This window comes from Streptomyces sp. NPDC087844, assembly GCF_044742785.1.
GTDB lineage: Bacteria > Actinomycetota > Actinomycetes > Streptomycetales > Streptomycetaceae > Streptomyces.
Map to the genome: position 1 here is coordinate 80,008 of NZ_JBIUVD010000014.1, position 13,883 is coordinate 93,890.

13 protein-coding genes are annotated in these 13,883 nt (G+C 70.5%); 9 read left to right on the forward strand and 4 right to left on the reverse strand.

The window, feature by feature from the left end; genetic code table 11:
• Nucleotides 1-63 precede the first annotated feature (63 nt).
• The 8 genes from ACIOKD_RS25640 (at nt 64) to ACIOKD_RS25675 (ending at nt 8,434) form a co-directional block, all read left to right on the forward strand.
• Nucleotides 64-1,332 carry an MFS transporter gene (locus ACIOKD_RS25640; RefSeq protein ID WP_402088309.1) on the forward strand — a complete coding sequence of 423 codons (1,269 nt, stop codon included), beginning with the start codon at nt 64-66 and terminating at the stop codon, nt 1,330-1,332.
• 231 nt (nt 1,333-1,563) lie between these two features.
• Nucleotides 1,564-2,145: a sugar O-acetyltransferase gene (locus ACIOKD_RS25645; RefSeq protein WP_402088312.1), complete on the forward strand. Its 582-nt coding sequence runs from the start codon at nt 1,564-1,566 to the stop codon at nt 2,143-2,145.
• Between the two features lie 11 nt (nt 2,146-2,156).
• Entirely contained in the window at nt 2,157-2,705 is a 549-nt protein-coding gene (locus ACIOKD_RS25650) for a TetR/AcrR family transcriptional regulator (RefSeq protein WP_402088314.1), read from the forward strand.
• A gap of 80 nt (nt 2,706-2,785) precedes the next feature.
• Nucleotides 2,786-3,199, forward strand: coding sequence for a VOC family protein (locus ACIOKD_RS25655; protein ID WP_402088317.1), 414 nt, complete (start codon nt 2,786-2,788; stop codon nt 3,197-3,199).
• 112 nt (nt 3,200-3,311) lie between these two features.
• Entirely contained in the window at nt 3,312-5,702 is a 2,391-nt protein-coding gene (locus tag ACIOKD_RS25660) for an ATP-binding cassette domain-containing protein (protein WP_402088746.1), read from the forward strand.
• Between the two features lie 225 nt (nt 5,703-5,927).
• Nucleotides 5,928-6,599, forward strand: a complete 672-nt coding sequence (locus ACIOKD_RS25665) for a TetR/AcrR family transcriptional regulator C-terminal domain-containing protein (protein ID WP_402088320.1) — start codon at nt 5,928-5,930, stop codon at nt 6,597-6,599.
• Nucleotides 6,596-7,231 (forward strand): DinB family protein, encoded by a 636-nt coding sequence (locus ACIOKD_RS25670; protein WP_402088323.1) that lies wholly within the window; start codon nt 6,596-6,598, stop codon nt 7,229-7,231. The genes ACIOKD_RS25665 and ACIOKD_RS25670 overlap by 4 nt, the downstream gene beginning before the upstream one ends.
• A gap of 54 nt (nt 7,232-7,285) precedes the next feature.
• Nucleotides 7,286-8,434, forward strand: coding sequence for a hypothetical protein (locus ACIOKD_RS25675; protein ID WP_402088325.1), 1,149 nt, complete (start codon nt 7,286-7,288; stop codon nt 8,432-8,434).
• Between the two features lie 235 nt (nt 8,435-8,669).
• Here ACIOKD_RS25675 and secD read toward each other — a convergent pair whose 3' ends face one another.
• The 4 genes from secD to ACIOKD_RS25695 all read right to left on the reverse strand — a co-directional run bounded on the left by secD (nt 8,670) and on the right by ACIOKD_RS25695 (nt 12,423).
• The gene (gene secD / locus ACIOKD_RS25680) at nt 8,670-11,000 is read right to left on the reverse strand and encodes a protein translocase subunit SecD (RefSeq protein ID WP_402088328.1); all 2,331 of its coding nucleotides are present in this window, start codon (nt 10,998-11,000) and stop codon (nt 8,670-8,672) included.
• A gap of 70 nt (nt 11,001-11,070) precedes the next feature.
• On the reverse strand, nt 11,071-11,514 hold the full coding sequence (locus ACIOKD_RS25685) for a hypothetical protein (protein ID WP_402088331.1): 444 nt from the start codon (nt 11,512-11,514) through the stop codon (nt 11,071-11,073).
• Nucleotides 11,515-11,689: 175 nt separating this feature from the next.
• Nucleotides 11,690-11,926: a helix-turn-helix domain-containing protein gene (locus tag ACIOKD_RS25690; RefSeq protein WP_402088334.1), complete on the reverse strand. Its 237-nt coding sequence runs from the start codon at nt 11,924-11,926 to the stop codon at nt 11,690-11,692.
• Nucleotides 11,926-12,423 carry a DUF2975 domain-containing protein gene (locus ACIOKD_RS25695; protein WP_402088337.1) on the reverse strand — a complete coding sequence of 166 codons (498 nt, stop codon included), beginning with the start codon at nt 12,421-12,423 and terminating at the stop codon, nt 11,926-11,928. The genes ACIOKD_RS25690 and ACIOKD_RS25695 overlap by 1 nt, the downstream gene beginning before the upstream one ends.
• A gap of 241 nt (nt 12,424-12,664) precedes the next feature.
• On the opposite strand from ACIOKD_RS25695, the gene ACIOKD_RS25700 reads away from it, so the two are divergent.
• Nucleotides 12,665-13,870 carry a cysteine desulfurase-like protein gene (locus ACIOKD_RS25700; protein ID WP_402088340.1) on the forward strand — a complete coding sequence of 402 codons (1,206 nt, stop codon included), beginning with the start codon at nt 12,665-12,667 and terminating at the stop codon, nt 13,868-13,870.
• Nucleotides 13,871-13,883 lie beyond the last annotated feature (13 nt).

Consider the following 13,883-nt stretch of genomic DNA (forward strand, 5'->3'; position numbering starts at 1 on the left):
TGTCGTGGCCTGCCGAACAAGCGAGAATGTACGTTCGTACGCTCTCGCTATAGGGTCGCCATCATGACTGTTGACGTACTGCGCCGACCCGCGTCGGCCGAACGGCGGGCTCGGGTGGCCGTCGCCGTGCTCTTCTTCACCAACGGAGCCCTGTTCGCCAACCTTCTGCCGAGGTATCCGCAGATCAAGGCGGATCTCGGCCTGGGGAACGCGGCCTACGGTCTGGCCGTCGCCGCGTTCCCGGCGGGCGCCATCGCGGCCGGTCTCGCCGCGGCGGTGGTGATCCGCCGGATGGGCTCGGCGCGGGCGGCGGTGGCCGGCACCCTGCTGACCGGAGCGGGGATCCTCGTCGCGGGTCTGGCCGACTCGGTCGTGCTGTTCGCGGCGGCGCTGTTCCTGGCCGGAGCGATGGACGCGGTCACCGATGTGGCGCAGAACGCCCACGGACTGCGTGTGCAGCGACGCTACGGGCGTTCCATCATCAACTCCTTCCACGCGATCTGGTCCATCGGCGCCGTCGCCGGCGGATCCATGGCCGCGGCGGCGATAGCGCTCGACCTCTCACGCGGGCGGCATCTGACGATCTCGGCGGTGGTGTTCGCGGTGGCCGCGTGCGTCGCCCTGCGGTTCTGCCTGTCCGGCCCCGAGACCGAGACCGAGCCCGGGGGCGACGACGAGCCCGGGTCCGTGGCGGACACCGGCTCGGCGACGGACTCGGCAGCGGAGTCGGGTCCCGGCGGTCGGAAAGAGGGGCAGGTGCGGCGTCCGACGGCGGGTCGGCGTACCGCGTACGTGCTGGGCGCCCTCGTGCTCATCGCCACGGCCGGCACGCTCGTCGAGGACGCGGGCAGTTCCTGGGCCGCTCTCTACCTCTCCGGCTCGCTGTCCGCGTCGGTGACGCTGGCCGCCTCCGGCTACATCGCCCTGGTCGGAGCCCAGTTCGTGGGCCGCATCATCGGCGACCGTCTCGTCGACCGGTTCGGCCAGCGCGCGGTGGCCCGAGCCGGCGGCCTCGTCGTCGTTACCGGCATGGGCCTGGCGCTGGCCGTGCCCACGGTGCCCGGCACGATTCTCGGGTTCGCCGCGGCCGGGTTCGGCGTGGCGACGCTGGTCCCCGCGGCGATGCACGAAGCCGACGAACTGCCCGGCCTCAAGCCCGGTTCGGGGCTGGCCATCGTGTCCTGGCTCATGCGTCTGGGCTTCCTGCTCTCCCCGCCGGTCGTCGGACTGGTCGCGGACGCGGCCGGCCTGCGGGTGGGCCTGCTGGTGGTGCCCCTCGCCGGCCTGCTGGTACTCCTGCTCGCCAAGGTGCTGCAGCCCCAACGCCGCTAGGGCGTTTCTTTTGGATCAGCCCGGGTCCGCGGCGCCCGGCACGGCGCCTCGCGGCGTTGTCGCACGACCCGAGCACGTCCAGTACGCGGGTCATGCTCCGCCTCGCGATGCACCGCACCGGACACCGCGGCCTGATCCGACCTGATCCAGAAGAAACGCCCTGGGCCCTGTCGTCCCTGGCGTCTCACGTTTCCCGGGTCGCGGCCCGCCGCCGAGCGTACGATCGTACGCATGTCGACGGACTACTTCGCCCAGGACCCCCGCACGAATGTCGAACGCATGATGGCGGGCGATCACTACATCGCCGACGACCCGGAGATCGTCCGCCGTTACGAGCGAGCGGTGCGCCTGGCCGCCCGCTATCAGGCCGCCTATGTCGAGGACACCGAGGCGGCCCGCCCGATCCTCGCCGAACTGCTCGGCTCCCTCGGGCCCGACGTACACCTGCGACCACCGCTGTACGTCGACTACGGCAGCAACATCACGATCGGCGCGCGCACCTTCGTCAACTACAACCTGACCGCCCTGGACGTCGCGGCGATCACGATCGGCGAGGACTGCCAGATCGGTCCGAACGTCCAACTGCTCACCCCCACCCACCCCCTGGAGCCGGAGCCCCGGCGCGACAAGCTGGAAGCCGCCCAGCCGATCACCATCGGGAACAACGTGTGGCTGGGGGGAGGCGCCATCGTGCTGCCCGGTGTGAGTATCGGAGACAACTCCGTCATCGGCGCCGGCGCCGTGGTGACGAAGGACGTGCCCGCCGGTGTCGTCGCCGTCGGCAACCCCGCCCGCCCGGTCCGCACCCTCTGAAGGCTTCCGCCATGGCCACCGGACACACCGACCCGCAGCGCCGCGAACGCATCATCGGCGCGACCCTCGACCTCATCGCCGAGGAGGGGATCGCCGGCGTCTCCCACCGGAAGATCGCCGCGCGCGCCGGCGTCCCGCTGGGATCGATGACCTACCACTTCAGCGGTATGGACGAGCTGCTGCGGGAGGCGTTCACCCGCTTCGCCGACCACATCGTCGCCGTCTTCGACGCCCATCTCGCCGCTCCGGCCGACCGCGACCAGGCCCGACAGGCCGTGACGGATCTCGTCCACGCACTGTCGGAGGGGAGCCGCCGCGACCTCGTACTCACCCAGGAGCTGTACGTCCTCGCCGCGCGTCGGCCGGTCTACCGGGAACTGACCCACGAGTGGATGGCCCGCAGCCGTACCCATCTGGAGAAGCACTTCGATCCGGACACGGCACGCCAACTCGACGCCCTCATCGAGGGTTTGACCCTCCACCGCGCCCTGGACATCGAGCCCCACGACCGTGCCCTGACGCTTGAGGCGGTCACCCGCATCACCACCACGGGTACGTAGGGCCGCCGGCCGGCCGCGGGCACCGGATCGATCAGGAATCGAGAAGCGCCGACCCCCGTGCCGCGTCTAGCGTGACTGCCATGGACGTCACCCTGCACGCCAGCTTCCTCCCGCACACCGATCCGGACGCGTCCCTGGCCTTCTACCGGGACGCCCTCGGCTTCGAGGTCCGTGACGACGTCGGGCACGGCACGATGCGCTGGATCACGGTCGGGGTCGCCGGCCGGTCCGGCCCGTCCCTCGTCCTGGAGCCGCCGGTCACCGACCCCGGCGTCACCGACGACGAGCGCCGCACCGTCGCGGAGATGATGGCGAAGGGCGCGTACGCGGGCATCCTCCTGGCCACCCCCGACCTCGACGCCACCTTCGAGCGGGTCAGGGCGGCGGGCAGCGGCGAGGTCGTCCAGGAGCCGGCCGAGCAGCCGTACGGCGTCCGGGACTGTGCCTTCCTCGATCCCGCGGGCAACATGATCCGCATTCAGGAACGCCGCTGAGCATGTCCAGCGAACGCACAGATCACCAGATCACCAGATCACCAGATCACCAGATCACCAGATCACCAGAGCGACAGAGCGACAGAGCGACAGAGCGACAGATGGAGACATGATGAGCATGGCCCCCCGGACGGACACGCGGTCGCCCGCGCCGCACGCTGCCGACAGTCATGACCTGATCCGCGTGCACGGCGCGCGGGAGAACAACCTCAAAGACGTCAGCATCGAGATCCCCAAGCGCCGACTGACCGTGTTCACCGGTGTCTCCGGCTCGGGCAAGAGCTCCCTGGTGTTCAACACGATCGCCGCCGAGTCGCAGCGGATGATCAATGAGACCTACAGCGCCTTCCTCCAGGGCTTCATGCCGACACCGGCCCGCCCTGAGGTCGACGTCCTCGACGGGCTGACCACCGTGATCACCGTCGACCAGCAGCGGATGGGCTCCGACCCGCGCTCCACCGTGGGCACCGCCACCGATGCCAACGCGATGCTGCGCATCCTCTTCAGCCGCCTCGGCACACCGCACATCGGTCCGCCGAGCGCGTACTCCTTCAACACCGCCTCGGTCCGGGCCAGCGGTGCGATCACCGTGGAGCGCGGCGCCAAGAAGACGGTGAAGGCGACCTTCAACCGCACCGGCGGCATGTGTACGCGCTGTGAGGGCCGGGGCACGGTCTCCGACATCGACCTCAGCCGGCTCTACGACGACTCCAAGTCCCTCGCCGAGGGCGCGTTCACCATTCCCGGCTGGAAGTCCGACAGCCAGTGGACCGTGCAGGTGTACGCCCAGTCCGGCTTCGTCGACCCGGACAAGCCGATCCGCGAGTACACCGAGAAGCAGTTGCGGGACTTCCTCTACGGGGAGCCCGTCAAGGTCAAGGTCAACGGCGTCAACCTCACCTACGAGGGGCTGATCCCGAAGTTCCAGAAGTCGTTCCTGTCCAAGGACAAGGAGTCGATGCAGCCGCACATCCGGGCGTTCGTGGAGCGGGCGGTCACCTTCGCCACCTGCCCCGAGTGCGACGGCACCCGGCTCAGCGAAGGGGCCCGGTCGTCGAAGATCGGCGAAGTCGGCATCGCCGACGCCTGCGCGATGGAGATCCGCGACCTGACCGAATGGGTCCGGGGCCTCGACGAGCCGTCGGTGGCACCGCTGCTCGCCGCACTGCAGCAGGCCCTCGACTCGTTCGTGGAGATCGGCCTCGGCTACCTTTCGCTCGACCGTCCGGCGGGCACGCTGTCGGGCGGCGAGGCGCAGCGCGTCAAGATGATCCGCCACCTCGGCTCCTCGCTCACCGACATCACCTACGTCTTCGACGAGCCCACCATCGGCCTGCACCCCCATGACATCCAGCGGATGAACGACCTGCTGCTGAGGCTGCGGGACAAGGGCAACACCGTGCTCGTCGTGGAGCACAAGCCCCAGACGATCGCGATCGCCGACCATGTCGTCGACCTCGGGCCGGGCGCGGGTACGGCGGGCGGCAGCGTCTGCTTCGAGGGCACGGTGGAGGGGCTGCGGGCCAGTGGCACCGTCACCGGCCGCCACCTCGACGACCGGGCCACCCTCAAGAGGACGCCACGTGAGCCCACCGGCTCGCTGGAGATCCGCGGCGCGAGCGCGCACAACCTGCGGGGCGTCGACGTCGACATTCCCCTCGGGGTGCTCACCGTCATCACCGGAGTCGCGGGCTCCGGAAAAAGCTCGCTCGTCCATGGATCGATCCACGACGACGAGGGCGTGGTGTCGATCGACCAGGGCGCCATTCGCGGCTCCAGGCGCAGCAACCCGGCGACGTACACCGGCATGCTCGACCCCATCCGCAAGGCGTTCGCCAAGGCCAACGACGTGAAGCCGGCCCTGTTCAGCGCCAACTCCGAGGGCGCCTGCCCCACTTGCAACGGCGTGGGCGTCGTCTACACCGACCTGGGGATGATGGCCGGTGTCGCCACTCCCTGCGAGGAGTGCGAGGGGAAGAGGTTCCAGGCCGCGGTCCTGAAGTACCGCCTCGGCGGCCGTGACATTAGTGAGGTGCTCGCGATGTCGGTGACCGAGGCCGTGGAGTTCTTCGGCGAGGGCGAGGCGAGCACCCCGGCCGCGCACCGCGTCCTCGAACGCCTCGCCGACGTCGGGCTCGGCTACCTCAGCCTCGGCCAGCCGCTCACCACGCTCTCCGGAGGCGAGCGCCAGCGGCTCAAGCTGGCCACCCACATGGGCGACAAGGGTGGTGTGTACGTCCTGGACGAGCCGACCACGGGCCTGCATCTCGCCGATGTCGAGCAGCTGCTCGGCCTGCTCGACCGGCTCGTCGACTCCGGCAAGTCCGTCATCGTCGTCGAGCACCACCTGGCGGTCATGGCGCACGCCGACTGGATCATCGACCTCGGCCCCGGCGCGGGCCACGACGGCGGCCTGATCGTCTTCGAGGGCACCCCGGCCGACCTGGTCGCCGCCCGCTCCACCCTCACGGGGGAACACCTCGCGGCGTACGTGGGCGACTGAACGGCACTTCCTCGCGGCTCTGCGGCTCCGCGTCCGATGACGGGCGCGGTCAGCCGGCCGCCGACCGGTGGGTGGTGGCGAGCGCCCGGTCCGCCGCGGCGGCCAGCGCGGTGTCGTCCCGGTCCGTGCCGACCCAGGCGATGTGGCCTTGGCCCGCAGCTCCTCCAGAGTGAGGTCTCCCGGCGACTCGGTGGTGAGGCTGTCGGGGCTGAGGCCGACGAGGCGATGAAGCCCGCCCGGCAGCGGTGCGACCATCAGCGCGCCCCGGAGACCGAAGACGCCGGACCCGGGCCGCGGCGGGCGGTCGAGAACGTGATCCGGACCGCGCTGGAACTGCTGGGCGAGAAGGGCCTGGACGCCCTGTCCACCCGGGCCGTCGCCGACCGGCTCGGCGTACGCATGAACACCGTGCTGTGGCATGTGAAGACCAAGGCCCGGATGCTGGAGCTGATGGCGGACGCCGTCGTCGGCGAGGCCTCGCTCGACGGACTCCCGGCCGACCGAAACGAGGGCGTGCGCGAACTCGCCCGCCGGTACCGCCGCGCCCTGCTCGCCCACCGCGACGGCGCCGTACTCGTGGTCGGTACGTTCGCCGCCGAACCGCACACCCTGGGCTTCGCCGACGCGCTGCTGACCGCGCTGCTGGACAGCGGTCTCGACGACCGGGACGCCGCCTGGACCACGTGGACGATCATCTACCTCGCCCTCGGCCTCACCCAGGAGGAACAGGCGGCGCCCCAACGGCCCCCGAACGACAGTCTGGTGCACGCGATTTCCAGGACGGCCTACCCCGCCCTCCACCGCGTCCTCCACCACCTCGACACGCGATCCTTCGACGAACGCTTCGAGTTCGGACTGTCCGCGATCATCGCGCGAGCGGGAGACTCGACCCCATGAACACATCGGATACCCACCCCGACCCCGGTTCCGAGAGCGATCCCGAGGCTGCTCTCAAGGCCGACCTGCACTTCTACCTGCAGTCCGCCCGCGAGGCCCTGCTGTGGAAGCTCGAAGGGCTCCGGGAGTACGACATCCGCCGCCCCTCGACGCCGACCGGCACCAACCTCCTTGGCCTGGTCAAACACGCGGCCGGGGTGGAGTTGGGCTACTTCGGCGACACCTTCGGGCGCCCGTCCGGCGAGTCGCTGCCCTGGCTTGAGGACGGAGCCGAGGCCAACGCGGACATGTGGGCCACCGCCGAAGAGTCACGCGAGCACATCGTGGGCCTCTACCGACGGGCCTGGGCGCACGCGGACGCGACGATCGACGCGCTCGCCCTGGACACGGTCGGCCGGGTGCCGTGGTGGCCGAGCGAGCGGAACGAGGTGACCCTGCACCACGCCGCCGTGCGCGTGATCGCCGATACGCACCGGCACGCCGGCCATGCCGACATCCTCCGCGAACTCATGGACGGCTCGGTCGGCATGAACAGGACCAACAGCGGTATGGCGCCGGGCGATTCGGCGTGGCAGGAGGAATACCGAAGCCGGCTGGAGCGCGCAGCCCAGGAAGCCGAACGGAACGCGTGACGCACAGCCGTACCGCTCTACCGGCTGTCGGTGCGGCCCGGCACAATCACCCCCATGACGATCAGCACGAGCGCGCCGCCCACGCACGGCACCCCCGGCGCCCTCGCCCGGGGGTTCCTGACGGGCGGCGTGATCGGAGCGTCGTCGGCGGCTCTCGTCACCGGCGTCGTCATCGAGAACGTGCCGGTGTTCGTCACGGGCCTGGTCGTGCCCGTCGTCTTCGGCCTGGTCCTCGTCCTGGCAGGAGCGCCGAGGCGGGCCCGGGAAGCGGCCGTCGTACCCCGCACGGCTCTCGCGATGATCGAGAGTCTGCGGGCCGTCGGCGGTGAGACGGGAGACATCCCGGTGCGGTTCGATCTCACCGTCGCGCCGGACGACGCTCCCGCGTTCCGCGCCGAGACCACCCGGGACATCAACCTGGTCGACCTCCCCGACTACCGGCCCCGCGGCATCCTGGTGGTCGAGTACCCGCCGGACCGTCCGTGGCGGGTGACGATCGTGCAGCGGCCCACCCCGGAGTGGGAGGCCCGGGCGGCCGAAGCGGGTATCGACTCGGCGCCCGAGGAGTCCAAGGTGAGCCGGCCTCCCGAGGGCTGTGCCTTCGGGGCCTTCGTGATGGTCGGCCTGTTGCTCGGCGCGGCGGCCGTGCTGCTGTCGTTCCGCGGGGACCTGTTCGACCAGGACACCTCCGCCACCCGGCGGTCACCGTCCGCGGAGCGGTCCGTCTCCGCCGGCATGTCCTCCTCCAGTACGTCCTCCTCCAGTACGTCCACCACCGTCCTGTCGTCGGAGACCGGCACGGTCGACGTCGGCCCGGACCAGTCACTGCTCGACAAGGGGGAACTGCGCCGAGCCGTCGACTCGCTCACCAAGGGCAAGGGCAAGGGCAAGGGCAGGGGTGAGAACAAGCACCTGGCGCTCACTGTCGTCGTACGGGAGCGCCAGTTGTCGATCGTGTTCTCTCCTCCTGGCACGCAAGCCGCGCACTTCGACCCGGACTCCCTGCCCTACGAACGCTTTCCGGCCCTGGTCGAGGAGGCCAGGACCACCCTCGGTGTCCGCTCCCCGAAGACCTGGCAGATCAGCGTCGACGGCCTGGCCGGCTCCCCCTCCATACGGGTGGGCGTGGCCGACGCCGAGGGCGTGGCCTCCCTGGAGGCGGACGCGCGGGGCAAGGTGGTGCGCCGCACCCCGGCGAAGTGACCACGAGGCTTCATGGAGCGTCCGGTCCGGTCCGGACACGGGAACGGCGCCCTCCCGCCTGCCCCGCGGCGCCCCGTACTCCGTGAGCAGGTTGAGGAACGGCCGGGAGGTATCGCCTCGGGGCCGCGTACTCCGCTGCCGTGCCAGGCGCCGGACGCGATGAGTACGAGGGCCGCCACGGGGTTGACGGCGGTCTGCCGTGGCCGGCCGTCCCTGGTGCCCTTGCCTCAGGCCCCTACCGCGAGCCCCGTTTCCGTGCGCCGGGCGGCGGGTTGTTGCGGGCGTCGAGTTCGATGGCCAGGGGCGCGGCCGTGAACATCGAGGAGTACGTGCCGACGACGATGCCGATGAGCAGGGCGAGCGCGAAGTCGGTCAGGGAGTCGCCGCCCAGCAGGGTGAGGGCGGCGAGGATGAACACGGCTCCCATACCGGTGTTGACCGTCCGGGGGAGCGTCTGCAGGATCGCCGTGTTGGTGAGGACAGGGAAGGGAACCCCCTTTCGTTCGTCACCGGGGCCGTCGGTCCGGTTGTCGGCTGACAGTTCCCTGATCCGGTCGAAGACGACGACGGAGTCGTTGACCGAGTAACCGATCACCGTCAGCAGCGCGGCGAGGAAGACTCCGTCGACCGGCTTGCCGAGCCAGGCGAAGACACCGATGAGGATCAGGGTGTCGTGGACCATGGCCGCGACCGCGGACGCCCCGAAAGCCCACCGGAAGCGGACCGCGAGATACAGCAGTTGCGCGGCCAGGGCCGAGGCGAGGGCGATGAGGGCACCCCGGCGCAGTTCGTCCCCGAGGCTGGGGCCGATCAACTCGTCGCGGATCTTCTCGGCGCCGCCCGTGAGATCGCCGACCGCCTTGTCCACCTTCGCCGCCTCGGCGTTGGTCAGCTGACCGGTGCGGACAGAGAGATCGCCGTCGCCGGAGGTCTGCACAACGGCGCGGGGCACACCCGCGTCGGCCAGGGCGGCCCGCGCCCGGTCGGCGTCGACCGGGGCGGAGGCGGCGTACTCCATGAGCCGTCCGCCGGTGAACTCGACGCCGAAGTCCAGCCCCCTGACCGCGATGCCCGAGGAGGCCAGGACGAGGACTACGGCGGATGCCGCCAGCCAGGTGCGCCCGCGCCGCATCAGGTCCGGGTCGCGGCGGGTGAGCCAGTCGCGGACCTTCCCGGTGTCCGCGATGCCGGTGAGTCGGGGACGGCGTCGTACGGATCGCCGGGCGACCGCGTAGTCGGCGAGGACCCGGGTGATGACCAGGGCACTGAGCATGGAGGCGAGTACGCCGATGCCCAGGGTGACGCCGAAGCCCCGCACCGGCCCGGAAGCGAGGAGGAACAGCAGGCCGGCGGCGATGAGGGTCGTGATGTTGGAGTCGGCGATGGCGCTGAAGGCCTTCCGGAATCCCGCGTCGAGGGCCGGGCGCAGGCCCTTGCGACGGGCCGCGTACTCCTCACGGGCCCGTTCGAAGACGAGCACGTTGGCGTCGACGGCCATACCGATGGCCAGGACGAACCCCGCGAGCCCCGGGAGGGTGAGGGTGGCGCCGAGCGCGGCCAGAGCGGCGTAGGAGATGACTCCGTAACAGGCCAGCGCCAGGGCGGCGAGGGCACCGAGGAGCCGGTAGACCGCGATGATGAACAGTGAGGTCAGCGCGGTGCCGATGACAGCGGCCCGGACACTGGCCTCGATGGCCGTGGCGCCCAGGGTGGGGCCGACGGTGCGTTGTTCGACCGTCTCGACCGGTACCGGCAGGGCCCCGCCGTTGATGAGCAGGCCCAGTTCGCGCGCTTCCTCCCGGCTGAACGAACCGGTGATCTGGGTGGACCCTCCGGCGATGCCCGTACGACAGGCCACGGACGAGTTGACCTGGGGGGAGGAGATGACCTTGTCGTCCAGGACGATGGCCACGCGGCGGGCCGGATCGCCGGGCGGGTGACACGCGGCCTCGCCGGTCAGCTCGGCCCAGGCGTCGCCCGCACCCTTGAACTCGATGCCGACGAACCAGCCGGCCCCGGTCTGCGGGTCGATGCGCGCCTCGGCACTGTCGACGTCCGCACCGGTGAGCGCGGACGGGCCGAGTCGCACGGGCCGTCCGGACTCGTCGGAGTCGACTGTGCCGGGACCTGTGCTGCCGGGACCTGTGTCGAGATCCGTGTCGGCATCCGTGCCGTTTTCCGCGCCTGGATCCGCGCCTGGATCCGTGCCTGGATCCGTGCTGAGAACGGGGTGGAAGGTCAGTTGGGCGGTACGGCCGAGGACGTCGGCGGCTTCGCTCGGGTCCTGGACACCGGGCAGCTCGACGATGACGCGGTTGTCCCCGGAACGGGCGATGGTGGGCTCGGATACGCCGAGCGCGTCGATGCGGTGGCGCAGTACCTCCAGGGTTCGGTCGGTGGCTTCGGAGTCGGCTTCGGCGGTGGGGGAGTCGCGGGTCTCCAGGACGATCTGGGTTCCGCCGCGCAGGTCGAGCCCGAGGCGGACCGGGACGGTCAGGGTGATGTAGAGCGACAGGGCCAGGACGGCCAGGGCGAAGAACGCCCGCACGCGGATGGCGCGCGTCAAGAGTGCCTCCAACAGGCATACCGCGCCCGGGGAAGGGGCGCGGTGGAGATCGATTGTCGACCGGGTGACGTCAGATGCCGGTTGGAGGCGGCGGGCCGCGCCCGCTGTGCCGCGTGGAGTGCTGTGAGGGTGTGGAGGCGCCGAGTGCGCCCGGCAGCGACAGCCCTGGTTTCGGCAGGGGGACCACGAGGCGGGGCGGGACCGACACCCCGCCGGGAGGCGGCGTGTGCCACTCGCCCGCGGTGACCCGGCCCGCGCGGGGCGGCTGGCCGCAGGCGGAGGTGCAGGTGTCGTCGACGCCGGTGCGGGTGTCGGCCCGGGCTTGTGCCGGTGCCGGTGCCGGGCTGTGGTGTGCGGCGACCGCGACCGATGTCAGTGCGTCGGAGGAGGCCGCGGCGGAGTTGCCCTGGAGGCCGAGTACGCCGAGGAGGGTGAACAGCGCCGCCAGCAGTACGCCGGTGACGGGAGCCCGGTGTCTGCCGGTGGGCGAGGCCGTACGGATGCGCTCTGCCATGACCCGCCCCCCTCCTCACCCGACTCCGACCGAAAGCGGCCCGGCCGACAGCGAGCGGCCTGCAAGGACAACGCACGGGGCACGCACAAGGTTCACGCGGACCGGCACGGATTACGGACTACGGACTACGGATTGCGGATGACAGCTGACGGATGACAGCTGACGGATGACGGGATCAGGTCCGGGAGGTCTGACTGCCGGCGTCGTCGTCCGGTACCCAGCGCAGCACATCACCGGGCTGGCAGTCGAGCGTGCGGCAGATCGCGTCGAGGGTCGTGAACCGTACCGCCTTCGCGCGGCCGTTCTTGAGCACGGCGATGTTGGCGGGCGTGATGCCGACGGCGGCGGCGAACTCACCGACCGACAGATTGTGCCTGGCGAGCTGGACGTCGAGGTCGACGATGATCCCCATCAGACGACCCCGGCGATCTCGGTCTCCAGGTCCGTCGCCTTGCGCAGGAGTCCTCGCATGATGACGGTGAGCATCGCGAACGCCGCTCCCACGCCGACAGCCATGACCGTGGCCCCCAGGACTCCGAGGAGTTCCATGCCATCGTCCGGAGTGGGAATGTCGGCCAGGAGGATGTGCACGGCGACCCCGCCTGCCAACAGCGTCGCCACGACCGAGGAACCGATGACGACATCGACCCAGCGGAAGGCCAGCGCCGTGAAGATCGCGTCACGTTGGACCATGTCGAGCAGCATCCACACCGCGAAGAGCGCGACCTGGACACAGGCGACGCCGATGATCGCCATCGTCACATAGGACGTGGCGAACGGGGCGTAGGGCGGGAAACGCTCGACCTCATCGGCCGCCGTCGTCGGAATGACCACGATCTGGCCGAAGAGCCCGACCGCGACCGTCGTAAGGATGCCGACCCGGAGTACGGCTATGAGGAGTTGATGCATGCATCGATTATCGATCGGTATCGATCGAAAATCAATCGATTTCCCGGATTTCATGGACGGCCTGATGCGTCAGGACCTCCGAGGACCTCAACGGACCTCAGCGGACACCCCATTGGACCGCAGAGTTGCCCCTTGTGGCAGGCGGGACGAACGATCACGATGCAGGGGCGGCCGGGCTCAAGGGGCAGGGCCGGCCCAGAGCACAGCCGGCTGGCCTGGCACGGCACCGACAGGAGTATCCGTGACGTACGACATCACCGCCCTCCGCGCCCAGTTCCCGGCGCTGAGCGCCGGAATCGCCCACTTCGACGGCCCCGGCGGCACCCAGACCCCACAGCCCGTCATCCGGGCGATCGCCGACGCGATGGGGCAGCCGCTGTCCATCCGGGGCCGGATGACGCCGGGGGAGCGCAACGCCGAGGCCATCGTCACTTCGACCCGACAGGCCCTGGCCGACCTTCTGGGAGCGCGGCCGACGGGGATCGTCTTCGGCCGCAGCGCCACCCAGCTCACCTACGATTTCGCCCGCACCCTCTCCAGGACGTGGTCGCCCGGTGACGAGGTGGTCGTCACCCGACTCGACCACGACGCCAACATCCGCCCCTGGGTCCAGGCCGCCGAACAGGCCGGTGCCACCGTGCGCTGGGCCGACTTCGATCCAGCCACCGGAGAGCTGACCGCCGACGACATTCGCGCCGTACTGTCCCCGCGAACCCGGCTGGTGGCCGTCACCGCCGCCTCCAACCTGATCGGCACCCGTCCCCCGATCGCTGAGATCTGCGGCCTGGCACACGCTGTCGGTGCCCTCATCTACGTCGACGGCGTCCACCACGCCGCCCACGCGCTGATCGACCTGGAAGAACTGGGCGCGGACTTCGTCGTCTGCTCCCCGTACAAGTTCTTCGGCCCTCACCACGGAGTGCTCGCGGCCCGGCCGGAGTTGCTTGAGACGCTGCGGCCGGACAAGCTCCTGCCCTCCACCGATGTGGTCCCCGAACGCTTCGAACTGGGCACCCTGCCCTATGAGTTCCTCGCGGGCACACACGCGGCCGTCGACTTCCTCGCGGGCCTGGACACCGGCGCCACCGGGACGCGGCGGCAGCGTCTCGCCTCGGCCTTCACCGCACTCGAAGCACATGAGCAGACCTTGCGCGCACAGCTCGACAAGGGGCTGAGCGCGCTCGGAGGAGTCCAGGTCCACTCCAAGGCGGCCGACCGCACACCCACCGTGCTGCTCACCTTCGAGGGCCGGTCGACGGCGCAGGCGTACAGCTTTCTCGCGGAGCGCGATGTGCACGCGCCGGCGGGGTCCTTCTACGCGATCGAGGCCTCTCGCCGTCTCGGCCTCGGTGACACCGGCGGTCTCCGGATCGGCCTCGCTCCTTACAACAGCGCGGAGGACATCGAGCGGTTCCTGGCGGGCCTGGCCGAGTTCCTGTCGCCCTGAAGGGCCTGTCCGG

What these genes read in the sequence shown, in the direction of transcription:
- ACIOKD_RS25640 (WP_402088309.1), top strand. Translation starts at nt 64, where the DNA reads ATGACTGTTGACGTACTGCGCCGACCCGCGTCGGCCGAACGGCGGGCT.
- ACIOKD_RS25645 (WP_402088312.1), top strand. Translation starts at nt 1,564, where the DNA reads ATGTCGACGGACTACTTCGCCCAGGACCCCCGCACGAATGTCGAACGC.
- ACIOKD_RS25650 (WP_402088314.1), top strand. Translation starts at nt 2,157, where the DNA reads ATGGCCACCGGACACACCGACCCGCAGCGCCGCGAACGCATCATCGGC.
- ACIOKD_RS25655 (WP_402088317.1), top strand. Translation starts at nt 2,786, where the DNA reads ATGGACGTCACCCTGCACGCCAGCTTCCTCCCGCACACCGATCCGGAC.
- ACIOKD_RS25660 (WP_402088746.1), top strand. Translation starts at nt 3,312, where the DNA reads ATGAGCATGGCCCCCCGGACGGACACGCGGTCGCCCGCGCCGCACGCT.
- ACIOKD_RS25665 (WP_402088320.1), top strand. Translation starts at nt 5,928, where the DNA reads ATGAAGCCCGCCCGGCAGCGGTGCGACCATCAGCGCGCCCCGGAGACC.
- ACIOKD_RS25670 (WP_402088323.1), top strand. Translation starts at nt 6,596, where the DNA reads ATGAACACATCGGATACCCACCCCGACCCCGGTTCCGAGAGCGATCCC.
- ACIOKD_RS25675 (WP_402088325.1), top strand. Translation starts at nt 7,286, where the DNA reads ATGACGATCAGCACGAGCGCGCCGCCCACGCACGGCACCCCCGGCGCC.
- ACIOKD_RS25685 (WP_402088331.1), bottom strand. Translation starts at nt 11,514, where the DNA reads ATGGCAGAGCGCATCCGTACGGCCTCGCCCACCGGCAGACACCGGGCT.
- ACIOKD_RS25690 (WP_402088334.1), bottom strand. Translation starts at nt 11,926, where the DNA reads ATGGGGATCATCGTCGACCTCGACGTCCAGCTCGCCAGGCACAATCTG.
- ACIOKD_RS25695 (WP_402088337.1), bottom strand. Translation starts at nt 12,423, where the DNA reads ATGCATCAACTCCTCATAGCCGTACTCCGGGTCGGCATCCTTACGACG.